This is a genomic window from Mycobacterium sp., assembly GCF_032162605.1.
GTDB lineage: Bacteria > Actinomycetota > Actinomycetes > Mycobacteriales > Mycobacteriaceae > Mycobacterium.
Genome location: NZ_JAVROT010000506.1, coordinates 12,602 through 35,126, shown reverse-complemented (window position 1 = coordinate 35,126; position 22,525 = coordinate 12,602). Strand labels below are relative to the sequence as shown.

At 67.5% G+C, this 22,525-nt stretch carries 22 protein-coding genes and 1 riboswitch; of the genes, 16 read left to right on the top strand and 6 right to left on the bottom strand.

Annotated elements, in window-relative coordinates:
• Window position 1: 1 nt before the first annotated feature.
• From QOI01_RS28130 to QOI01_RS28120, 3 genes are read left to right on the top strand one after another with little or no spacing between them, the layout of a single operon-like run.
• Window positions 2-391, top strand: coding sequence for a DUF742 domain-containing protein (locus QOI01_RS28130; RefSeq protein ID WP_526386434.1), 390 nt, complete (start codon window positions 2-4; stop codon window positions 389-391).
• A complete protein-coding gene (locus QOI01_RS28125) occupies window positions 372-980 on the top strand; it encodes a GTP-binding protein (protein WP_526386433.1) in 609 nt (202 codons plus the stop codon). The genes QOI01_RS28130 and QOI01_RS28125 overlap by 20 nt, the downstream gene beginning before the upstream one ends.
• A 2-nt stretch (window positions 981-982) precedes the next feature.
• Window positions 983-1,546 (top strand): pentapeptide repeat-containing protein, encoded by a 564-nt coding sequence (locus QOI01_RS28120; RefSeq protein WP_526386432.1) that lies wholly within the window; start codon window positions 983-985, stop codon window positions 1,544-1,546.
• Window positions 1,547-1,629: 83 nt separating this feature from the next.
• On the opposite strand, the gene QOI01_RS28115 is transcribed toward QOI01_RS28120, so the two are convergent.
• Window positions 1,630-4,242: an FHA domain-containing protein gene (locus QOI01_RS28115; RefSeq protein WP_526386431.1), complete on the bottom strand. Its 2,613-nt coding sequence runs from the start codon at window positions 4,240-4,242 to the stop codon at window positions 1,630-1,632.
• A gap of 249 nt (window positions 4,243-4,491) precedes the next feature.
• On the opposite strand from QOI01_RS28115, the gene QOI01_RS28110 reads away from it, so the two are divergent.
• Entirely contained in the window at window positions 4,492-4,971 is a 480-nt protein-coding gene (locus QOI01_RS28110; RefSeq protein ID WP_526386441.1) for a hypothetical protein, read from the top strand.
• Between the two features lie 34 nt (window positions 4,972-5,005).
• Here QOI01_RS28110 and QOI01_RS28105 read toward each other — a convergent pair whose 3' ends face one another.
• Complete coding sequence (locus QOI01_RS28105) at window positions 5,006-6,205, bottom strand: NADH:flavin oxidoreductase (RefSeq protein WP_526386430.1); 1,200 nt, start codon at window positions 6,203-6,205, stop codon at window positions 5,006-5,008.
• A 119-nt stretch (window positions 6,206-6,324) separates the two neighbouring features.
• Here QOI01_RS28105 and QOI01_RS28100 point away from each other — a divergent pair, with 119 nt between their 5' ends.
• Together QOI01_RS28100 and QOI01_RS28095 are read left to right on the top strand one after the other, a co-directional pair.
• Window positions 6,325-7,179 (top strand): bifunctional methylenetetrahydrofolate dehydrogenase/methenyltetrahydrofolate cyclohydrolase, encoded by an 855-nt coding sequence (locus tag QOI01_RS28100; protein ID WP_526386440.1) that lies wholly within the window; start codon window positions 6,325-6,327, stop codon window positions 7,177-7,179.
• A complete protein-coding gene (locus QOI01_RS28095) occupies window positions 7,176-7,469 on the top strand; it encodes a DUF3017 domain-containing protein (RefSeq protein WP_526386429.1) in 294 nt (97 codons plus the stop codon). Before QOI01_RS28100 ends, QOI01_RS28095 begins: the two co-directional genes overlap by 4 nt.
• Here QOI01_RS28095 and QOI01_RS28090 read toward each other — a convergent pair.
• The gene (locus tag QOI01_RS28090; RefSeq protein ID WP_526386428.1) at window positions 7,466-8,929 is read right to left on the bottom strand and encodes an aromatic amino acid lyase; all 1,464 of its coding nucleotides are present in this window, start codon (window positions 8,927-8,929) and stop codon (window positions 7,466-7,468) included. The two genes, QOI01_RS28095 and QOI01_RS28090, sit on opposite strands and share 4 nt — an antisense overlap.
• A gap of 159 nt (window positions 8,930-9,088) precedes the next feature.
• Here QOI01_RS28090 and QOI01_RS28085 point away from each other — a divergent pair, with 159 nt between their 5' ends.
• Genes QOI01_RS28085 through QOI01_RS28040 form a run of 10 tightly spaced genes read left to right on the top strand, consistent with a single transcriptional unit; the run spans window position 9,089 to window position 18,953 of the window.
• The gene (locus tag QOI01_RS28085; RefSeq protein WP_526386427.1) at window positions 9,089-9,769 is read left to right on the top strand and encodes an IclR family transcriptional regulator; all 681 of its coding nucleotides are present in this window, start codon (window positions 9,089-9,091) and stop codon (window positions 9,767-9,769) included.
• A complete protein-coding gene (locus tag QOI01_RS28080; RefSeq protein ID WP_526386426.1) occupies window positions 9,766-10,908 on the top strand; it encodes an ABC transporter ATP-binding protein in 1,143 nt (380 codons plus the stop codon). Before QOI01_RS28085 ends, QOI01_RS28080 begins: the two co-directional genes overlap by 4 nt.
• The gene (locus QOI01_RS28075; protein ID WP_526386425.1) at window positions 10,905-11,549 is read left to right on the top strand and encodes an ABC transporter permease; all 645 of its coding nucleotides are present in this window, start codon (window positions 10,905-10,907) and stop codon (window positions 11,547-11,549) included. Before QOI01_RS28080 ends, QOI01_RS28075 begins: the two co-directional genes overlap by 4 nt.
• Window positions 11,546-12,274 carry an ABC transporter permease gene (locus tag QOI01_RS28070; RefSeq protein ID WP_526386424.1) on the top strand — a complete coding sequence of 243 codons (729 nt, stop codon included), beginning with the start codon at window positions 11,546-11,548 and terminating at the stop codon, window positions 12,272-12,274. The genes QOI01_RS28075 and QOI01_RS28070 overlap by 4 nt, the downstream gene beginning before the upstream one ends.
• Before the next feature lie 35 nt (window positions 12,275-12,309).
• Window positions 12,310-13,233 (top strand): ABC transporter substrate-binding protein, encoded by a 924-nt coding sequence (locus QOI01_RS28065; protein WP_526386423.1) that lies wholly within the window; start codon window positions 12,310-12,312, stop codon window positions 13,231-13,233.
• Window positions 13,234-13,259: 26 nt separating this feature from the next.
• Complete coding sequence (gene hutU / locus QOI01_RS28060) at window positions 13,260-14,969, top strand: urocanate hydratase (RefSeq protein WP_526386422.1); 1,710 nt, start codon at window positions 13,260-13,262, stop codon at window positions 14,967-14,969.
• A complete protein-coding gene (locus QOI01_RS28055; RefSeq protein WP_526386421.1) occupies window positions 14,966-16,204 on the top strand; it encodes an allantoate amidohydrolase in 1,239 nt (412 codons plus the stop codon). The genes hutU and QOI01_RS28055 overlap by 4 nt, the downstream gene beginning before the upstream one ends.
• Window positions 16,201-17,574, top strand: coding sequence for a formimidoylglutamate deiminase (locus QOI01_RS28050; protein WP_526386420.1), 1,374 nt, complete (start codon window positions 16,201-16,203; stop codon window positions 17,572-17,574). The genes QOI01_RS28055 and QOI01_RS28050 overlap by 4 nt, the downstream gene beginning before the upstream one ends.
• Window positions 17,571-18,749 carry an imidazolonepropionase gene (gene hutI / locus QOI01_RS28045; RefSeq protein ID WP_526386419.1) on the top strand — a complete coding sequence of 393 codons (1,179 nt, stop codon included), beginning with the start codon at window positions 17,571-17,573 and terminating at the stop codon, window positions 18,747-18,749. The genes QOI01_RS28050 and hutI overlap by 4 nt, the downstream gene beginning before the upstream one ends.
• Window positions 18,750-18,758: 9 nt before the next feature.
• Window positions 18,759-18,953, top strand: coding sequence for a helix-turn-helix domain-containing protein (locus tag QOI01_RS28040; protein WP_526386418.1), 195 nt, complete (start codon window positions 18,759-18,761; stop codon window positions 18,951-18,953).
• A gap of 17 nt (window positions 18,954-18,970) precedes the next feature.
• Here the strand turns inward: QOI01_RS28040 and QOI01_RS28035 are convergent, their stop codons facing one another.
• From QOI01_RS28035 to QOI01_RS28025, 3 genes are read right to left on the bottom strand one after another with little or no spacing between them, the layout of a single operon-like run.
• Window positions 18,971-19,708: a class I SAM-dependent methyltransferase gene (locus QOI01_RS28035; RefSeq protein WP_526386417.1), complete on the bottom strand. Its 738-nt coding sequence runs from the start codon at window positions 19,706-19,708 to the stop codon at window positions 18,971-18,973.
• Window positions 19,705-20,826: a homoserine O-acetyltransferase MetX gene (gene metX, locus QOI01_RS28030; protein ID WP_526386416.1), complete on the bottom strand. Its 1,122-nt coding sequence runs from the start codon at window positions 20,824-20,826 to the stop codon at window positions 19,705-19,707. Before metX ends, QOI01_RS28035 begins: the two co-directional genes overlap by 4 nt.
• Before the next feature lie 10 nt (window positions 20,827-20,836).
• Entirely contained in the window at window positions 20,837-22,174 is a 1,338-nt protein-coding gene (locus QOI01_RS28025) for a bifunctional o-acetylhomoserine/o-acetylserine sulfhydrylase (protein ID WP_526386415.1), read from the bottom strand.
• Window positions 22,175-22,308: 134 nt separating this feature from the next.
• Window positions 22,309-22,429: riboswitch (SAM riboswitch) on the bottom strand.
• Window positions 22,430-22,525 lie beyond the last annotated feature (96 nt).

Here is a 22,525-nt window from a genome sequence, read left to right as displayed (position 1 = left end):
CATGGACTTTCCGCCGCACGACGCCTGGGAGCCCAGCGAACCCCTCGATGAGGTCAGCCTGGTCCGGCCCTACACGTTGACCGCAGGCCGGACCGTCTCGCGCGTCGACCTCCCGCTCGAGGCGCCGATCCGGACGCTGCAGTTCGCGCCCGCGCCCAGATGGCCGGGCAACGACGTCCGTGCCGAGATTCTCAGGCTTGGTGCGGCGAGTCCCTCTGTCGCAGAGATCGCGGCTCGCCTAGCGTTGCCGCTCGGCGTCGCGCGTGTGCTGATCGGCGATCTCGTGACGCAGGGCTATCTTCGAGTAGACGCCACCTTGGGTGCGTCGGCGAGCACCGATGAACGACGCGAGCTCATAGGGAGGACACTGCGTGGCCTACGGGCACTCTGAGAGGCGCTCATCCGCCACAGGGTCTTCGCGCGAGCGCTCATCCGCCACGAAGATCGTCATCTCCGGCGGGTTCGGCGCAGGCAAGACGACGTTCGTCGGCGCAGTGTCGGAGATCATGCCGTTGCGCACCGAGGCCATCGTGACCAATGCGTCGCACGGGGTGGACGGCCTCGATGCCACGCCGCAGAAGAACACCACCACGGTGGCGATGGACTTCGGCCGCATCACCCTCGCCGATGACCTCGTCCTCTATCTCTTCGGCACACCGGGTCAGCGCCGGTTCTGGTTCATGTGGGACGACCTGGTTCGCGGCGCGATCGGGGCGATCATCCTGGTCGACGTGCGCAAGCTGCAGGACAGCTTCGCAGCGGTCGACTTCTTCGAGGCGCGCCGGCTGCCATTTCTCATCGCCGTCAACGAGTTCGACGCCGGCCCGAAGTATCCGCCGGATGCGGTGCGAAAGGCGTTGGCGCTGCGTGACCACATCCCGGTGATCAACGTCGACGCGCGCGACCGGCAATCGGCGCGGGCGTCGCTGATCGCCGTCACCGAGTACGCATTGGCGAACCTCAGCTCGCTACCCGGTTGACGGTGAGTGACTTCGACCAGGAGTGGGCCGACCGTGAATACACCGGCCACGACTTCCGCGACGACGATCTTTCTCGGCTGCACACCGAACGCGTCGTCTTCACCGACTGCGACTTCAGCGGCGTGGACCTGTCCGAGTCCGAGCACCACGGGTCGGCGTTCCGGAACTGCACCTTCCGGCGGACGTCGATGATGCACAGCGTGTTTCGACATTGCACGCTGCTCGGATCGGTGTTCACCGAATGCCGATTGCGGCCCGTGACGATGGTCGAGGTGGACCTGACTCTCGCCGTTCTCGGTGGCTGCGATCTGCGTGGCGTCGACCTCTCGGACTGCAGGCTGCGCGAGGCGAGCCTCGTCGGCACGGACCTGCGCAAGGCTGTGCTGCGCGGTGCGGACCTGCGCGGGGCGCGGACGCAGAACACGCGCCTCGACGACGCGGATCTGCGCGGTGCGCTCACCGACCCGACGTTCTGGACGACGGCGTCGATCCGCGGCGCGAAGATCGACGTAAACCAGGCCTTCGGGTACGCCGCGGCGCATGGCCTGGACGTGCACGGCGGCTAAAACTCCTGCCGAGCAGACAAAAGTGGCGGTTACCGCGGCGTGTCGCGCACGTTTGCGTCTGCTCGCGGCGAGGCGGGAAGCGGTCAGCCGGCCTTGAGACGAATCTTGAAGCGCACGAAGGTCAGATAGAAGACCGACAACACGGCCAGCATGCCCATGTTGAGGAACCACGCTCCCGAGGTGTGCCTCCAGAATGGATCGTCCGGCAGGATCGGCGGCTTCACCAGATCGGTGAGTCCCACCGTCGACGCCGTCGCCGCAAAGCCCCACCGGGCAGGTGTGAGCCAGGACATCTGGTCGAGAGGAGGTCGGCCCGTCACCGGAATCATGCCTCCGGAGAACACCAGCTGCGACATGATCGCGACCACGAGCAGCGGCATGATCTGCTCGTTGGACTTCGCCAGCGCTGACAGCGCGAGGCCGACGGTCGCCGCGCACACGGTCGCGCCAGCCATGCCGATGAACAGCTCGATCGCGGCGGCCACCTCGCCGCCGCCGAGCACCAACGGGCCGTTCTTGGGTAGCCCGACGCCGATGAGCGTGATCGCCGTGACGATCCCCGACTGCACGACTGCGAACACCGAGTAGATGCAGACCTTCGCCAGAAGGTATGCGGTGGTCGACAATCCGACCGCCTGCTCGCGAAGGAAGATCGCGCGTTCGCCGATCAGATCGCGGATGGTTAGAGCGGTGCCCATGAAGATGGCGCCGACGTTCAGCAGGACCAGAACCTGGCCCGGCTGATTGGGAGCGTCGCTGAGCGGGTTGGGTGGGCCGAAGCCGGTGGCGCCAGGCACCGAGAGCGACAGCACGCCCATGATGAACGGGAGGATGGCCAGGAAGACGAAGTAGCCGCGGTCGGAGATGATGAGTCGCATCTGCCGTCGCGCGATCGTGGAGAACTGTCTGGCCACGCTGGTGTGAACCGGCTGCCCGAGCTCCGCGGGCGGCTGCTTCGGCGGTGGCGGGGGAGGTGGTCCGTGGCGCTCGAGGTACTTGCGCTTGGCGTCTTCGGGATCGCCTGCGACCGAGGAGAAGATGTCGGCCCAGTTCGTGGTGCCCAGCTCCGGACCGATCTGACTCGGTGACCCGCAGAACGCCGTCTTGCCGCCGGGCGCCAGCAGCAGCACCTGATCGCAGACGTCGAGGTAGGTGAGCGAGTGCGTCACCACCAGCACGACGCGGCCCGCATCGGCGAGCTGGCGCAGCATCGTCATGACCTGGCGGTCCAGTGCGGGGTCCAGGCCCGAGGTGGGCTCGTCGAGGATGAGCAGCGACGGTCCGGTCAACAGTTCGAGGGCGACGGACGCGCGCTTGCGCTGCCCGCCGCTGAGCTTGTCGACGCGGGTGTCGAGATGCTTCGTCATCTCGAGTTCCTCGAGGACCTGCATGACGACCCGCTCGCGGTCTTCCCTGTCGGTGTCCGGCGGCAACCGCAGTTCGGCGGCGTACATCAGCGCCTGCCTGACGGTCAGCTGGCCGTGGACGACGTCGTCCTGGGGGACCATGCCGATTCTGGAGCGCAGGGAGGCGTATTCGGCGTGCACGTCGTGGCCCTCGAAGGTGACCGTGCCGGTGGTGGGATGCGTGTATCCGGCGACCAGTCGGGCGAACGTCGACTTGCCTGCACCGGACGGGCCGATGAGCGCCGTCAGCGTGCCGGGGCGCGCCGAGAGCGAGATGTTGTCCAGCAGCGTCTTGTTGCCCTCGATGGTCCACGTAACGCCGTGAACGTCGAGGCCGCCGGTGCGGGTCGCGACGTCGGTCTCGTTGCGGCGGGCCAGAGTTCCGCCGCCGAAGACGAGGTCGATGTTGCCGATCGTGACCACGTCGCCGTCGCGCAACATCGCGGACTCGACGCGTTGGCCGTTGACGAACGTGCCGTTGATGCTGCGGTTGTCCAGGATCTCCGTGCCGCTTGCCGTCGGCACGAGGGTGGCGTGGTGGCGGGAGGCCAGCACGTCGGGGATGACGATGTCGTTGTCGGTGGCGCGGCCGATCTTGACCGATCCCGCGGGGGCGTCCGGCGCCCTGCCCGGCCGCAGGATCTTGAGCATGCTGGTGGCGAGGTTGCCGTCCGACGAGCGTGGTGCAGCGGCCGGACCCATCTGCGTGGGAGCGGGGGCACTGCTCGCCAGCGGCTGCGACACCTGGTTCGGCGGACTCGGTGGGCGGTATGCCTGCGGCCCGCTGGGGGATGCGGGTGTGGGAGCCGATGGATACATCGGTTGTGCGCGCGGAGGCGGGTACGTCGGATGCGGCCGCGGCGGTGGGGGAGGCTGCGTGCGCGGGTAGCCCGTCGACGGCGTCTGGCCGGGCCAGGAAGCGCTCTGCCGCTGCGCAATCGGTACCGAGGTGGTCTGTGGCGGGGTGCCGGCCGATCCCTGGTGACGACCTACCTCGAAGGTGAGGCGCGGACCGTCCGGGTTGCCGACGTTGACGCCCATGCCGTCGGCGATGTCGACCAGGGGGACGCGCTGGCCGTTGACGTACAGCCCGTTGAGGCTGCCGTTGTCGACCGCCATCCAGCGGCCTTGATCGAACCGCAGCAGGAGGTGCGCTCGCGAGATCAGAGGGTGGGCCACACGCACGTCGGCCCGCAGGTCACGTCCGACGACGACGTCGTTGCCGGGCGAGAAGGTTCGTGGGGACCCGTCGTACCGAACGGTCAGCGCGGGTGGGGCAGGTCGCGTCATCGCGGCCAACTCTATCGGTATCGGCGTCGTCCGCGGGTTCGGTCCCCGCCGGTGTTGCGAACGAGAATCAGCAATTCCGCTCACCGCGCGTGGCGGGAGCACCCAACGTTTCTCGTCGGTGCGACGATGGGGAGGGTGAGGCAGCACTGGCGGAGGGACGGGGTCGTGAACGGTGTGTGGTCGCCCCTTCGGGGTCGGATCGGGGCCGCGGCGTTGGGGACGTTCGTCGTCGCGGGGGTCGTCTCGGGGATGACGGGTGCCCTGCCGACGGCTGCCGCGGCGCCCGCTACGGATGACAGCGGCTTCATCGACTCCACCGCGCGCTGCGCCCCGCCGAGCAAGGCGGTCGCGTTCGGCTACACGGCCAGTTCGCGGGTGGCGATCTGCAAGGACGATGCCTCCGGCCAATATCAGTACCGGGGGGTGCGGGTCAGCGACGGCGCGAGGCTCATCCTCGGGGCCAAGTCGACCGACGGCGGTTACGTCGCCGAGAACGACGGGATCACCTACACGGTGACGTCGAGCGCGCTGGTCGTCACCTCCGGCGGCCAGCAGGTCCGTGACGAGCCGATGATCGACTTCCACGGGACGGCCGGCAGTGCGACGCCGACGACATCCGCGAAGCCGGGCGCGACACCGACGACATCGGTGCAGTCGAGCGCGGCGCCGGAGACGGTGACCCCGACGACGCCCCTTCCGCCACCGCTACCCGCCGAAATTGGCGGGTAGCCGCTAACGTCAGGGGCAGGAGCGACAGGGGAATTCAGCCCGGCGAGCCGGTCACCACGCAATGGGTGTGGCTGTAGATGGTGGCCATGCACTTGTTGCAGTGCGTGCAGGCCGAGCGCACGGAGTGCTCGGCGCCGTCGTCCTTGATGCGGTTGATCAAATCGGGCTCGGCGAGTAGCGCCCGGCCCATGGCCACGAAGTCGAATCCCTCTGCCATCGCGAGATCCATCGTCTCGCGATTGGTGATGCCGCCCAGAAGGATCAACGGCATCTCGAGTTCGGCGCGAAACTGCTTGGCCTGGTCCATCAGATAGGCCTCGCGGTAGGGGTACTCGCGCAGGAACTTCTTGCCGGTCATGCGGATGCCCCAGCGCAGCGGGGGCTTGAAGGCGCCCGCGAACTCCTTGATCGGTGCGTCTCCGCGGAACAGGTACAACGGGTTGAGAAGCGAACTGCCCGCGGTGAGCTCGAGCGCATCGAGTCCGCCGTCGGACTCCAGCCACTTGGCGGTTTGCAGCGACTCGTCGAGTGAGATGCCGCCCCGTACGCCATCTGACATGTTGAGCTTCGCCGTCACTGCGATCCGGTCGCCGACGGCTTGTCGGACGGCTCTCACCAGACCGCGCGCCACCTTGGCGCGATTGGAGAGCGCGCCACCGAATTCGTCGGTGCGACGGTTGATCAGTGGGCTGAGGAAGGCGCTCGCCAGATAGTTGTGGCCCAGATGGATCTCGACGGCGTCGAAGCCGGACTCGATCGCCAGCCGCGCGGCGTTGGCGTGCGCTGCCGTGATGTCGTCGATGTCGTCGGCGGACGCCTTCTTGGCGAACCTCATCGACAGCGGATTGAAGAACCGCACGGGCGCGTATGCCTTGGCCTTGTTCGTGCGGGAATTGGCGACTGGGCCCGCGTGACCGATCTGCGCGCTGATCGCGGCGCCTTCGGCGTGGATTGCATCGGTCAGGCGACGCAGTCCGGGAACTGCCTCGGGCCGCATCCAGAGCTGCCATCCGTCTGTGCGTCCGCCTGGAGTCACCGCACAGTAGGCCACCGTCGTCATGCCGATCCCGCCCGCGGCGGGCAGTCGGTGGTAGGTGATCAGGTCGTCGGTGACCAGGGCATCCGGGGTGGACGCCTCAAACGTCGCCGCCTTGATGATGCGATTGCGCAGCGTCACCGGGCCGAGCTTAGCCTCGCCAAACACGTCGGTGAACACTTTCGGGCTGGTGTTCATCCCCGCACCACAGCATGCCGTCAGCCACGGTGTCAATGACGGCTGTCAGAATGGCAGTCTGGGCGAGCGAAGCGACGGGTGAGGACGTCTGGGCGAGCGAAGTGACGGGAGAAGACCACGTGGGAGCGATCACGCTGGACGGCAAGGCCACGCGCGACGAGATCTTCGTCGACCTCAAGGAGCGCGTCGCGAAGTTGACGGCCGCAGGGCGGACACCCGGCCTTGGCACGGTCCTGGTCGGCGACGACCCCGGTTCCCAGGCCTACGTGCGAGGCAAGCACGCCGACTGCGCGAAGGTCGGCATCAACTCGATCCGCCGCGACCTGCCCACCGACATCAGTCAGGCCGCCCTCGACGAGACCATCGACGAGCTGAACGCCAATCCCGAGTGCACCGGCTACATCGTGCAGCTGCCACTGTCCCGGCATCTCGACGAGAACGCCGCGCTGGAGCGCGTCGACCCGGCCAAGGACGCCGACGGTCTGCATCCGACCAATCTGGGCAGGCTGGTGCTCAACGAGCCGGCGCCGCTGCCGTGCACGCCGCGCGGCATTGTGCACCTGTTGCGGCGATTCGACGTGGAGATCGCGGGCGCTCACGTGGTGGTGATCGGCCGCGGGGTGACGGTCGGGCGGCCGTTGGGGCTGTTGCTGACGCGCCGGTCCGAGAACGCCACGGTGACGTTGTGCCACACCGGGACTCGGGACCTTCCTGCACTGACAAGGCAAGCCGACGTCGTCATCGCCGCGGTCGGGGTGCCTCACATGGTCACCCCCGAGATGGTGAAGCCAGGTGCCGCCGTGGTCGACGTCGGAGTGAGCCGTGACGAGGCGGGCAAGCTCGTCGGCGACGTGCACCCGGGGGTCTGGGACGTCGCGGGCCACGTATCGCCGAATCCCGGTGGGGTCGGACCCCTGACCCGCGCCTTCCTGCTGACCAACGTCGTCGAGCTGGATGAGGCGAAACTGAGGTGACGCCAAGGGAATTCGCGCACAAGGTGTTCGCGGGACAGTGGCCCATCCTGTCGGTGGGACTGTTCCTGCTGGCGGCATTCGGACTCGTCGTGGCGGGCTATTGGCGTCGCGGTGCGCTGGTGCTGGCGATCGGCGTCGGCGTCGCGGCAGCGCTGCGTTTCGCGCTCGCCGAGGACCGCGCCGGGCTGCTGGTGGTGCGTTCGCGGACCATCGACGTCGCTACGACCGCCACCGTCAGTGCAGCCATGCTCTACATCGCCTGGACCATCGACCCATTGGGCACCAGCTAAGGCGACGACGGCGCGACCGGTGGCGCGATGAGGCGCCCCAGTTCGTCGAGAAGTGGCTCCGCCGCGGCGATGTCGCCACGCAGATCGCGGTCCTCGTCGTTGTGGGGGAGGCCGGCGGCCAGGGCCAGCGCCCTCCCGAGCACACCTCCGAAGCGGTCCTCGAGCCCGCGCTGCCGCATCAGCCTGACGGCCCCGACCAATTCGCAGCACAACAACACCCGGTAGGCCGCGACGGACCGCTCGAGTTGGTGGACCCCTTGCGAGGCGAACGTGGCGTCCTCCTCTGCGCCCCTCGACAACACCAGTGTCCCGGCGGATGCCGGTTGCGCGGCATTGCGGATCTCGGCGATCGCCCCTGCCGCCACGTACTCGACCATCATGAGGCCCGAGGACCCATCCGAATCGGCGGCGAGGAAGGCGTTGCCGCCGTTGGTGTCCGGGTCGTTCAGCATTCTGATCCGCGAATGCGTGATGGGCGCGGTCAACGCCAACGCCAGAGTGGCCCCGTCGAGTTCGAGGGACAGCGATGCCTGGTAGAAGGCGCCATGATGGACGACCTGATCGCCGTCGACGTCGAACAGCGGATTCTCCTGCGCCGCGTTGAGCGTCCGTTCAAGCTGTGCGACAAACGAATCCAGAGACGTGACGACACTGGCGTGAGCAACCGGATACACCCTCAGCCCGTACGGATCCTGGATCCGCGCTGGCGGGTGATCGCGCCTGCCGTCCTCGGCGAAGAGCGAGCGCAGCCGGGTTGCGACTGTATCCACCTGGGGAGCGGCCGCCGCCCGCGCCGCGACGGGCGAGAAGGCCGACGGGTTTCCGTCGAGCGCGAGGAAGCTGAGCATGTAGATCACGCTCGAGGCGCGCTCCAGTCGAATCAGCTCGTCGACCGCGAGGCAGCTGCGTCCGACCGTCAGTGCGCTGCTGCTCATGAATGGCAGCGCGCTGTCTGCGCCCCACGGCGGCATCGGTGTCAGCTCCGCAGAGGCTGGCCGTTCTCCGATCAGAGTCAACGCCGTCCCTGCCAGCGCCGCGAGGTCACCGGTTCCGATGGACGCGTACTGACGGACTTCCGGCAGGGCGTTCTCATTGAGCATTCGGACGAGCGCGTCCAAGATGGCCGGATCGAGTCCCGCGCCGGGGACACAGAGCTGGATGAGGCGCACCGCGAGCATCGAACGAACCGTCCTGGCGGACAGCGGGTCGCCCGCGTCGACCGCGTGGCTGCGCAGTAGGCGCATCCCGTAATCCGGGCTGTCGGGCGGGATGGCTTCGATCCGGTTGGCTCCGACTCCGGTGGTACGGCCGTAGGTCGCGTATCGCGTGCTGAGCTCGGCGGCCTGCACGTGTAGCCGGGCGACGGCCCCGACCACCTCCGCGGGAAGCGAGATCTGGTCGCGTCGGTCCGCCAACGCCACGACGTCACCGATCCTCATGGTCCCGCATAACTCGATCATGCAAATCCTCTCGTTTTCGACCACGGGTGAGCGGCGGGACCTATTATCGCCAAAGACCAACCTTGCCACTAGTCGAAAATCAGATTTCATCTGGTAGCAACAGTGAAGCGGTTAGGCGAAACGTCGCAGTCGTAGGTTTCGTTTCGAGAGGAGGTCACCTTGGCCGATCAGGGAACCCGGACCGTCGAGCGAGCGCTGGCCCTGCTCGCGAGCGTCTGCGATCGCGGCGGGGCCAAACTCGCCGACACCGCGCGGGACTGTGAGCTCGCCCCGAGCACGGCGCTGCGCCTCCTGCGCACCCTGGAGGTCAGCGGCTTCGTGCGCAAGAACGAGTTCGGCATGTACCGGCCGGGCAGCCGCATCATCCAACTCGGCGCGCAGGCCCTCAGCGACGTGTCGTTGGTCGACCTCGCCGGGCCCGCGATGGAGGAACTCGCCACCGAGACCGGTGAGTCGGTCTATCTCAGCGTCGAGGGCCACGCCGCCACCGCGGTGTACATCAACATCGTTGAGGGCACGCATTCGGTGCGCCACGCCAGCTGGGTCGGCCGCACCGTGCCGCTGGACATCTCCGCGGCCGGACACGCCCTGCGGGGCAAGGTTTCCGAGGACGGCTACATCGTCGTCGAGCGCGGAGTCGAGACCGACGTCACCGCGATCGCCTGCCCGGTGTACTCACAGGCCCGGATCGTCGCCGCGATGAGCCTCGTCGTCCCGAGCTACCGGGTCACCGCACGACAGTCCAAGCAGTACGGCCGAATGTTGGTCGCAGCCACGGCGGACGTCTCCGCCCGTCTGAGTAGTTCCCCCACGTCACGCACTCCAGAAGGACCGTCATGATCACATTCGACCAAGTCTCCAAGGTGTATCCCGACGGCACCGTGGCCGTCGATGGTCTCACCATTTCGGCGGCCAACGGCAAGATCACCGTCCTGGTCGGCCCGTCCGGCTGCGGGAAGACGACCTCGATGCGCATGATCAACCGATTGATCGACCCGAGTTCGGGCACCATCGAACTCGACGGTGTCGACACGCAGACGCTCGACCGGGTCACGCTCCGGCGAAGGATCGGCTACGTCATCCAGAACGCCGGCTTGTTTCCCCACCGAACGGTCGTCGACAACGTGGCCGCCCTGCCGCGATTACTCGGTGGAGGTAAGAAGGAAACCCGTTCGGCGGCAATGGAACTGCTCGAACGTGTCGGACTCGACGCCAAGTTCGCCAAGCGGTATCCGTGGCAGTTGTCCGGCGGTCAGCAGCAGCGGGTGGGGGTGGCCCGTGCACTGGCCACCGATCCGCCCTTTCTGCTGATGGACGAGCCGTTCAGCGCGGTCGACCCGATTGTCCGGAACCAGTTGCAGGACGAATTCCTTCGCCTACAGGCAGACATCTCCAAGACGATCGTCATGGTGACGCACGACATCGACGAGGCCCTCAAGCTCGGTGACCAGGTGGTGGTGCTGCGGCAGGGCGGAACGCTGGCCCAGGCCGCCAGTCCCGCCGATCTTCTGGCCGCCCCCAAGGATGCCTTCGTCGCCGACTTCGTCGGATCCGCGCGGGGGTACCGGGCGCTGGGGTTCCACACGTGCGACGACCTCCTCGAACTCGCCGACGAGCCGACGATCACCGTGGGACAAAGGGTCTCGACGATTCCGCGGTCCGACGGTCGGTGGGTCCTGGTGGTCGACGCAGGCAACGCGCCGATCGGTTGGGTCGACACCGCCAACGTGCCAGGGGAGTCCATCGAAGATGAGGACGTCAACCTCAGCGCCACCTCAGCCCGCCGGGGTGAACCGCTACGAGATCTGCTCAACTCGGCTCTGTCGAGTCCGAGTGGTCGGTGCGTCGTCACCGACGAGTCGGGAAGATTGCTCGGCACGGCCACCGACCACGACGTGATCGATGCCATCAAGCGCGCCAAGGATGCGAGGTCGACCGGCGGGCAGGAGCGAAGCGACCGGGGAGGCATACCAGCATGAACTGGATATCGTCCAACCTCGACCGCATCCTGGACCTAACCATCAGCCACGTCTGGCTCACACTGGTGCCGACCATCATCGGCCTCTTGCTCGCGCTGCCCCTCGGTTGGTGGGCACACCGGTCGGGACGCGGGTATGCGGCCATCGTCGGAACCGCGGGTCTGCTGTACACCATCCCCTCGCTGGCGCTATTCATCATCCTGCCGACGATCCTGGGGACGAAGATCCTCGATCCCCTCAACATCGTTGTCGCGCTTACGCTTTACACTCTGGCCCTGTTGGTGCGCGTCGTCGCGGACGGGCTGAGTTCGGTACCGCACGACACCGTGGCCGCCGCCGAGGCCATGGGGTATCGCAGCTGGCAGCGACTACTCCTGGTGGAGCTGCCGGTCGCAGTGCCCGTCATCGCGGCAGGGCTACGCGTGGCGGTGGTGTCCAACGTCAGCATCGTGACCATGGCTGCTCTGCTTGGCATATCGCAGCTCGGCTCCCTGTTCACGCAGGGATTTCAACTGCGACTCTACGTGCCGCTGGTGACGGGTGTCGTGCTGTGCGTCGTGCTCGCCGTGATCTTCGACGGCTTGATCATCTGGGGAAACAAACTCGCCACCCCGTGGCGGCAAAGGACGGTCACGTCGTGAACATCTTCGGCTGGCTGACCGACCCCGCCAACTGGACGGGTTCTGACGGCATCCCCACCCAGATCGGCTACCACCTGCTGTACTCCGCGGTCGCCCTGCTTGCCGCCCTGGTGATCGCGGTGCCACTCGGAATCGTGATCGGCTACACCGGACGCGGAGAAGCGTTGGTCGCCGGGTTCGCGAACGCCTTGCGCGCCCTGCCGTCGCTGGGGCTACTGGTACTGCTCTTCCTGATCATCTCGCCGGTCGTCACCGGCAAACTCGTGTACGTCCTGCCCACCATCGTGGTGCTGGTCCTGCTCGCGGTGCCACCGATCCTCACCGGAACCTACGCAGGCATCCAGAACGCCGACCCCGACGCCGTGGGCGCCGCCCGCGGAATGGGCTATACCAAGCGACAGATCCTGGTTCGGGTCCAGTTGCCGTGCGCACTGCCGCTGATGCTCTCCGGAGTCAGAGGCTCCACCCTGCAGATCGTTTCGACGGCAACCATCGCCGCCTATCTCGGTCTTCAGGGTCTCGGCCGGTTCATTCTCGACGGCCGGGCGCAGGCGAACTTCAGCGAGATGGCAGGTGGTGCCATCCTCGTCGCCGTCCTCGCGCTGCTTCTCGAATTCAGCTTCGCGTGGCTGGGCCGGATCATCGTGTCGCCTGGGCTCCGAAGAGCAGCGGCCAAGTCCACCTCACCCGTCGCAACGACCGTCCCAACGCAGGCCGCCGCCTAGGTGCCGTCCGGTACCGACAACCAAGGAGAATGATCATGAAGACACGCGCCATCCTGTCCGCCTTGGCCCTCACCTCTGCGCTCGCCCTTTCCGCGTGCGGTGGTGGTGGCGACGATCCCCTCTCCGGCGGCGGGAACGACAAGGGATCCGCCGGGCCCGAGGTCATCGTCGGTTCCGCGGACTTCACCGAGAGCCAGCTGATCGCCAGCCTGTACTCCCAAGCGCTGCAGGCCGCTGGCGTTCCGGTCAAGGAGCAGTTCAACATCGGAAGCCGTGAGGTCTACATTGCGGCGCTCAAGGACGGCTCCATCGATCTGGTCCCGGAGTACTCCGGTGCGCTGCTGAGCTATCTCGACCCGAAGTCGACCGCCGCGACCAAGGACGCGGTGACCTCGCAGCTCACCGGCAAGATGCCTGCCGGGCTGTCGCTGCTCACGGCGTCACCCGCAGAGGACAAGGACGTCGTGGCCGTCACGAAGGCGACCGCCGACAAGTTCAACCTGAAGACGGTGTCGGACCTGGCGCCGCACGCCGGCGAGCTCGTCCTCGGTGGACCCCCGGAATGGAAGACGCGGGTACAGGGCGTGGTCGGTCTGCGCGACGTCTATGGCCTCAACTTCAAGGACTTCGTCACCCTCGACGCCGGTGGCACCCTGACGATGACGGCGCTGACCAACGGTCAGATCCAGGCGGGTGACCTGTTCAGCACCGACCCCGGTCTGGTGTCGAACAACCTCGTCGCCCTCGAGGACGACAAGTCCCTGTTCGCCGCGGAGAACGTCGTCCCGGTGATCAAGGCGGCGAAGGAGAACGACACCATCACCAAGACGCTCAACGCCGTCTCGGCGAAGCTGACCACCGACGACCTCATCAAGATGAACGCCGAGGCCGCGACCGGCGCCAACCTCGCCGACATCGCGAAGAAGTGGCTCGCGGGCGCAGGCATCAACGGATCCTAGGCAACACCCGACAAAGGACTTCACTCATGACAACCACCTCTGGGACCTCCGCAGTCGCCGGTCCCCGTCCCGTCCGCGCCCCGCGCGGAGCCGAAATCTCCTGCAAGGGTTGGCAACAGGAAGCCGTTCTTCGCATGTTGATGAACAACCTCGATCCCGAGGTCGCCGAGCACCCCGACGACCTCGTCGTCTACGGCGGAACCGGGCGCGCGGCGCGCAGCTGGCCTGCCTTCGACGCACTGGTTCGCACCCTTCGCGGTCTCGAGGACGACGAAACCATGCTGGTGCAGTCCGGCAAGCCGGTTGGTGTGTTTCGCACCAACGTCTGGGCTCCGCGCGTGCTGATCGCGAATTCCAATCTGGTGGGGGACTGGGCCAACTGGGAGCAGTTCCGCAAGCTGGAGGCCGAGGGGCTGACGATGTACGGCCAGATGACGGCCGGGTCGTGGATCTACATCGGCACGCAGGGCATACTGCAGGGCACCTACGAGACCTTCGGGGCGATCGCCAAGAAGCTCGCGGCGTCTGGTCGCTATGACCACAGTGGTGGCACCCTGGCGGGTACCATCACGCTCACCGGTGGGGTCGGCGGCATGGGCGGCGCGCAGCCGCTGGCGGTCACCATGAACGAAGGCGTCGCGATCTGCGTCGACGTGGACGAGACCCGCATCGACCGCCGCATCTCCAAGCGGTACCTCGACGTCAAGGCCACCGATCTAGACGACGCCGTCGCCAGGGCCATCGAGGCGCGAGATGCCAAGCAGCCGTTGTCCATCGGCGTGGTCGGCAACGCCGCCGAGGTGTTCCCCGCACTGCTCGAGCGCGGGGCGCCGATCGACATCGTCACCGACCAGACCTCCGCGCACGACCCGCTGTCGTACCTACCGATCGGCATCGACCTCGAGGACATGAAGAAGATGTCGGAGAAGGATCCGGTCTACTTCACCGAGCAGGCTCGGGAGTCGATGGCCAAGCAGGTCGCCGCCATGGTCGGATTCCTGGACAGGGGCGCCGAGGTCTTCGACTACGGCAACTCGATCCGCGACGAGGCGAGGAAGGCCGGTTGCGACCGCGCGTTCGACTTTCCCGGCTTCGTGCCCGCCTACATCCGGCCCCAGTTCGAGGAGGGCCTCGGCCCGTTCCGGTGGGCGGCGCTGTCGGGCGATCCGAAGGACATCGCTGCCACCGACGAGGCGATCCTCGAACTCTTCCCCGACAACGAGCATCTGCGACGGTGGATCACCATGGCCGGTGAACGCGTCGAGTTCGAAGGGTTGCCGGCCCGCATCTGCTGGCTTGGCTACGGCGAAAGGCACCGTGCGGGGCTGAAGTTCAACGAGATGGTCGCCTCCGGCGAGGTATCCGCACCGATCGTCATCGGGCGTGACCACTTGGACTCGGGATCGGTCGCCTCGCCCTACCGCGAGACGGAATCGATGCTAGACGGTTCCGACGCCATCGCGGACTGGCCGCTGCTCAATGCATTGCTCAACACCGCATCCGGTGCCACCTGGGTGTCGATCCACCACGGCGGCGGAGTGGGCATGGGCCGCTCGATCCACGCCGGACAGGTGTCGGTGGCCGATGGGACCGAGCTGGCGGCCCAGAAGCTCGAACGCGTGCTGACCAACGATCCCGGCATGGGCGTCATCCGGCACGTCGATGCGGGGTACGAGCACGCCGCCGCGGTCGCCGCCGAGCGGGGAGTGCGAATTCCCATGCAGGAGAGCGAATGACGGAGATCGCGGCGTCGCGGTTCGACCCGTTGTGGACCGCGATCCTCGACGTCGGGCAGGACAAGGACACCCGCGGCTATCGCCGGTTCGCCTGGTCCGACGCCGACCTGACGCTGCGCGAATGGTTCCGTGGCTGTGCCGAGGACCGCGGTATGGCCGTCGAGGAGGACCGCAACGGCAACCTGTGGGCGTGGTGGCTGCCGCCGGGGTGGACCGGTGAGCCGAGGGACGCCTTCGTCACCGGTTCGCATTTGGACTCGGTGCCCGACGGGGGAGCCTTCGACGGACCGCTCGGCGTGGTCTCCGCATTCGCGGCGATCGACATCGTGCGCGACCGGGGCGTGGTGCCGACGATTCCCGTTGCCGTGGCGGCATTCTCCGACGAGGAGGGCGCCCGCTTCGGTGTCGCGTGCGTGGGATCTCAGCTCGTCACCGGCGCCCTGAGCGCCGAACGGGCCCGCGGGCTACGCGACAACGACGGCGTCACGCTCACCGAGGCATTGACGCGCGCCGGCCGCAATCCCGAGCACCTCGGCGTCGACGACGCCCTGCTGAGGCGGATCGGTGTCTACGTCGAACTCCACGTCGAACAGGGCCGCGCCCTCGACCTCGTCGACCGTCCGATCGCCGTGGCGTCGGCGATCTGGCCGCACGGACGCTGGGAGTTCGCCTTCCATGGCGCGGCGAACCATGCGGGCACCACACGGCTCGGCGACCGGCGTGACCCGATGCTGGCCTTCGCGTCCTCGGTGCACGCCGCGCGTTCGGCGGCGGCCCGACACGAGGCGGTCGCCACGTTCGGCAAGATCCTGGTGTCTCCCAACGGCGCCAACGCGATACCGTCCCGGGTCCGCGCCTGGCTCGACGCCCGTGCCGCCGACGAGGCGACGCTGACCGCGCTGATCGATCAAATCCGCGCGGAGGCAGGGGGATTCGCGGCTGCGGACGGTATCGACCTGCAGGTGACCGCTGAATCCATTACTCCCATCGTCGAGTTCCCCGAGGGGCCCCGCACCCGTCTGCAACGAGCGCTGGCGCGCCTCGGCGACGTGCCAGTGTTGCCCACGCAGGCGGGGCACGATGCCGGCATTCTGTCCGCGAAGGTGCCGACGGCAATGCTGTTCGTGCGCAACCCGACCGGGGTATCGCACTCCCCCGAGGAGCACGCGGAGACCTCCGACTGTCACATAGGCGCCGAGGCGCTGGCCGACGTCATGACGGAGTGGGTGGCGTGATCACCTGGTGGTGTGAACATGCCTGGCTGGGCGGGGACACCGTGTCGGACCGGGTGCTGATCTCGGTGTCCGATGGCAGGATCACCTCGATCGTCGCCGACGCCGCTGCGCTGCCGTCGTCGCATCGGCTCTCGGGTCTCGTCGTGCCCGGCCTGGCGAACGCGCACTCCCATGCCTTCCACCGGGCGCTGCGCTCCCGTACCCAGCGGGACCGCGGCTCCTTCTGGACGTGGCGCGACCTGATGTATCGCGCGGCAGGTCGGCTCGATCCTGACGGATATCGGCGGCTCGCCAGTGCGGTCTATGCCGAAATGGCTTGTGCGGGAATCACTTCCGTCGGAGAGTTTCACTACCTCCACCACGACGTCGGCGGCGTGGCATACGCCGATCCCAACGAGATGGGACAGGCCCTGATCGCGGCTGCTGCCGACGCCGGTGTGCGTCTGACCCTGCTCGACACGTGTTATCTCAGTTCGGGTGTCGACGGCGCTCCGTTGGCGCCAGGTCCGCAGCAGCGCTTCGGCGACGGTAGCGGCGACCGCTGGGTCGAGCGCGTGGAGGCGCTGCACCGTCAGGTCGCCGCAGCGGGCAGCGTGCAGGTGATCGTCGGCGCCGCACTGCACTCGGTGAGGGCGGTGCCACTCGAGCACATGCCTGCCGTCGTCGAGTGGGCAGAGACCCACCGGGCGCCGCTGCACGTGCACTCGTCGGAGCAGACGGCGGAGATCGACCAGTGTCTTGCCGTGCACGGCGCCACCCCGACGGCGTTGCTCCGTGATGCGGGCGTGCTCGGGCCTCGGACCACCGCCGTCCACGCCACCCACCTGACCGATGAGGACCTCGCCGATCTCGATCGCACGGCGACGGGCGTGTGCTTCTGTCCCACCACCGAGCGGGACCTCGGCGACGGAATCGGTCCGGCGGCCGCACTGCTGGCGGGCCGTGGACTGTTCAGTCTCGGGTCGGACTCCCACGCGGTGATCGACCTGTTCGAGGAGGCTCGGGCGACCGAACTCGACGAACGCCTGGCCCGCCGCGAACGGGGCGTCTTCGCCGCCGAGAGGCTGCTCGGCGCCGCCACTCTCGATGGCCAGCAGGCGCTCGGCTGGACGGACGCGGGGACGCTGAGCGTCGGAGCGCGTGCCGACCTCGTCGCCGTCGACATGGAGTCGATCCGCACCGCCGGCGGCAACGCGACCGTGGAGACCGTCGTGTTCGCCGCCAGTGCCGCCGACGTGACCGACGTGGTCGTCGACGGGCGCGTCGTCGTTGCCGAACGTCGACACCGCGGTATCGAAAATCCCGCCGCCCGACTGGCCGAGTCGATATCGCAGCTGATGGACACACCCAGCAGGGAGCACGCCCAGTGACCGCTCTCTACACCGGAATCGGTGAGCTCGTCACCAACGATCCCAGCCAGGGCGACGGCAGCGCCCTCGGCGTCATCTCCGACGGCGCCCTCGTCGTCGACGGCGACCGCATCGCGTGGGTCGGGCAGCGACTGCAGGCCCCCGACGCCGACTCGCACACCGACCTCGGTGGATCGGCCGTGATACCCGGATTCGTGGACAGCCACGCACATCTGGTGTTCGCGGGTGAGCGATCGGCGGAGTTCGCGGCGCGGATGAGCGGCCAAACCTATGCCGCAGGCGGGATCGCCACCACGGTTGCGGCCACCAGGGCCGCCGACGACGACACCCTGACACGTGGTGTCGGGCGGTTGGCGAACGAGCTGATCCACGGTGGCGTGACGACATTCGAGACCAAGAGCGGCTACGGCCTGACCGTCGCGGACGAATCCCGGTCGCTTCGGGTGGCCCGTGAGTTCACCGGGGAGACGACGTTCCTCGGCGCGCATGTGGTGCCCGCCGAGTTCCACGACGATCGGGACGGTTACGTCGATCTGGTCGCCGGTCCCATGCTCGAGGCGTGCGCGCCGCTCGCACGATGGGTCGACGTCTTCTGTGACATGGGCGCATTCGACGTCGACGAGACCAGAACGATTCTCCAAGCAGGGGTGGCGGCCGGTCTGTTGCCGCGCCTGCATGCGGGACAACTTGAGTACGGAGCGGGAATCCAGCTTGCCGTCGAACTGCAGGCCGCGTCCGTCGATCACTGCACCTACGCCTCGGACGCCGACATCGACGCCCTTGCCGCCGCAGCCGACACCACCGTGGCGACGCTTCTTCCCGGCGCCGAATTCTCCACTCGCGCACAGTGGCCGAACGCGAAGCGCTTCATCGATGCCGGTGTCACGGTCGCACTGGCGACCGATTGCAACCCGGGATCGTCGTTCACGTCGAGCATGTCGTTCTGCATCGCCGTCGCGGTGCGTGACATGTTCTTCACGCCCGCACAGGCACTGTGGTCGGCGACGGCAGGTGGCGCCGCAGCGTTGCGCCGCGACGACGTCGGCGTTCTCTCGGTCGGGCGCAGGGCGGACTTCGTCGGACTGGACGCCCCGTCCTACATCCACCTGGCCTACCGGCCGGGCGTCCCGCTGGTCCGCCACGTGATCGCGGGCGGAGTGCCGCAGCGGGTGTAGCTCCAATAATTGCCCGTCGGGCAATCTTGCACACCATGCAAGTTTCGACGTACGGTCCTGACCGCACAGCGACTCGCCATTCACCGCACCACCGTCATCTATCGCCTTGACAAGATCTCCAGAACGACGACACCCGACGTCCGCGAACCCGGCGTGGCCATCGCGCTCCACCTCGCGTGCCTCATCGGCGACCATCGAGCTTGACCCGCGCAGCGGACCGCTCAGGCCAGCGTGGCCCTGACGCCCACCGTGATGTAGGGCAGCGCCAGGCCGGTGGTGTTGACGAGCGCCGGATGGGTGGCCAGCAGCTCTCGTACCTGGTCAAGAGTCTTGGAGCGGACGGCGGCCGGTGAGGTGATGCAGTAGCTGCGCGATGCAACGAGATCGATGAGTGCTTGCGGCGTAAGGTAACTCGTCCACTCGACCTGATGGCGTTCGACGTCGGTGAAGGGCGGGGGCAGCGTCACCTGACGGCTGAAGGGGTCTTCCTGGTGGCCCACGATTCGGCCGAGGTCCTTCACCCAGCCGAGGCGTTCGTCACGGGTGTTCCACACCAATCCGAGCCGACCGCCGGGGCGCAGCACCCTGGCCACTTCCTTGATGGCGCGCGCGGGGTCGAACCAGTGCCAGGCCTGTGCGACCAGCACTGAGTCCACGCTGTCATCCGGTAGCGGGATGTCCTCGGCGGAGCCGAGAAGGGCTGGAGTGTCGGGTAGCGAACGGCTGAGAACCTCGAGCATCTCCGGAATGGGATCGACCGCGATGACGTCGAGGCCGCGTTCGACCAGTCGGACCGTCAGCTTGCCGGTGCCCGCCCCAAGGTCGAGGACGTTGCGTGCATCCTTCTGGAGGAGCCAGTCGATGGCATCCGGTGGGTATGACGGGCGCCCCCGTTCGTAGGCGGCTGCCTCTTGACCGAATGACAGCGACTGACGCTGACGTGATTCGTCATTGTTCACTTGGACGCGAACTCCAGTGTCTGCCGGATCAATTCGCCTACGGCATCGGTTTCGACGAGGAACCCGTCGTGGCCGTACACCGAATCGACGACGTTCAAGCCGCCACAGATGGGCAGGAGGTCGGCCAGTTCCTGCTGCAGTCGAATCGGGTAGAGCCTGTCCGAGGTGATGCCGCCGACGACCACCGGCACGGTGACCCTGCTCAGCGCTGCGGCCACTCCGCCGCGGCCCCTACCGACGTCGTGGGTGCTGAGCGCGTCCGTCAACGAGACGTATGTGCCTGCGTCGAACCGCGCAGCCAGCTTGCCGCCCTGATGTTCCAAGTAGCTCTGAACGGCGTAGCGGCCTCCGGTCGTCGGGCTCTCGTTGCCCTGGGCATCGTTGCCGAACCGGTCGTCCAACTCCGTCTCGCCGCGATAGGTCAGGTGCGCGAAGCGCCGCGCGAGCTCCATTCCGACGCCAGGGGCGCGTCCGGTGCCGTAGTAGTCGCCGTTCTGCCAGTCCGGGTCGGACTTGATCGCCGACACCTGCGTGCTCTGCGTGCCGATCTGGTCGGCGGTCGCCCGCGCCCCGACCGCGAGCACCAGCGCGGCGCGGACGGTGTCGGGGTGGCCGACGATCCATTCGAGGGCGCGCGCACCACCCATCGAGCCTCCGACGACGGCGGCCACCTGGGTGATGCCCAGCACGGACAGCGCGGCGAGGTCGGCGTTCACCTGATCGCGGACGGTGATCGCCGGGAAACGCGAGCCCCACGGCTCACCGTCCGGTGCAAGGGAACTCGGTCCGGTGGAGCCACGGCATCCGCCGAGTACGTTCGTGGCGATCGCACACCAACGGTCGGTGTCGATGGGCGCACCTGGTCCTGCCACGCCGTCCCACCAACCGGGTGTCGGGTGATCGGGACTCGATGGTCCGGTGATGTGCGAGTCACCAGTCAATGCGTGGAGGACGACGACGACGTTGTCGCGTGCCGTCGACAGGTCGCCCCACCGTTGCACGGCGATCCGCACGTCGTCGAGGACCGCACCGGACTCGAGCGTCAGGGGGCCGATGTCGACGACGCCTACCTCGTCTTCGGCGGGCAGCGTCGGGGGGGCCACGTGGGTGATCGTCACTTCTCTACTCTCACAACGATGCCGCGGTCTGCGGCACGGCGGAGAACGCCTTGGCGGCGGCGAAGCCCTGCTCGAGGTCGGCGAGGATGTCGTCGATGCCCTCGATGCCGACGGCGAGTCGCACCAGACCGGGCGTCACGCCGCTGGCGAGCTGCTCATCGGGTGACAACTGGGCATGGGTCGTCGAGGCCGGGTGGATCACCAGCGACCGGACGTCGCCGATGTTGGCGACGTGGCTGTGCAGAGTCAGGGCGTTGACGAACGCCTTGCCCGCGTCGATCCCGCCGGCCAGCTCGAACGCCAGCACTGCGCCGGTTCCCTTGGGCGCCAACTTCTTTCCAAGCTCGTACCAGGGTGACGAGGGCAGGCCGGCGTAGTTGACGGAAAGCACCTCGTCGTGACTCGCCAAGTACTGGGCGACGCGTTGCGCATTCTCCACGTGCCGCTCGAGGCGCAGGCTGAGCGTCTCGAGGCCCTGGGAGACGAGGAACGCGTTGAACGGTGCGCCCGCGGAGCCGAGGTCGCGTAGCAGTTGTACCCGCGCCTTGAGCGCGTAGGCGGGCGGCCCGAGTTCGGCGAACACCACACCGTGGTAGCTCGGGTCCGGCGTGGTGAACCCTGGGTGCCTCCCCTGCGTCCAGTCGAAGTTCCCGCCGTCCACGATGACGCCCGCGATCGCCGTGCCGTGTCCGCCGAGGTACTTGGTGGCCGAGTGCACGACGATGTCCGCGCCGTGGGCGATCGGTTGGATCAGGTACGGCGTCGCGATGGTGTTGTCGACGATCAGCGGTACGCCGTTCTCGTGCGCCACCGCCGAGACTCCGGGGATGTCGAGGATGTCGATCTGTGGGTTGGAGATGGTCTCGGCGAAGAACGCCTTGGTGTTCGGCGCCGCGGCGGCGCGCCAGGAGTCGAGGTCGTCGGGGTCGTCGACGAAGGTGGTCTCGATGCCGAGTTTGGGCAGCGTGTAGTGGAACAGGTTGTACGTGCCGCCGTAGAGCCGCGGGCTTGACACGATGTGGTCACCAGCGCTGGCCAGGTTGAGGATGGCGAAGGTCTCCGCCGCTTGGCCGGAGGACAGGAACAGGGCGGCGACACCACCTTCCAGCGCCGCGATGCGCTGTTCGACGACGTCCTGGGTCGGGTTGCCGATGCGGGTGTAGATATTGCCTTCGACTTCGAGCCCGAAGAGGGCGGCGGCGTGGGTGGTGTTGTCGAAGACGTACGACGTGGTCTGGTAGATCGGCAGCGCCCGCGCGTTCGTCGCGATGTCGGGGGTCTGGCCGGCGTGGACCTGTTTGGTCTCGAACGCCCAGTTCGCGCTCGGGTCGATTTCGGGTGTGGTCATGACGGGTGTCTCCTGGAGATGAGCTGGGAGTGCCCTTGGGGGCACGGATCAAGTCTGGGGATGGTTCGGCGACAACTGCACAATGTGGGCCTCCGCATCAGGTTTCCCTGTCTACTCAAGGGCCCGTCATGGCGGGCCCGCGCTTGCCGTGTAGCCGACTGCGGCTACTCAACCTGGTCAATCACCCGGGGCACCCCACCGCGGTTGGAGGGTTGCCGGCCAGCGAGCCGGGGCTTGACGCTGGCACTCATGACCGAAACGAAGCGTATCTCGTGACCGCGTGTGCCTGCCAGCGGGTTCGCGGCGCTGTACGGCGGGCCGACTCGGGAGGGGTCGTTCTCGACCCCCGAC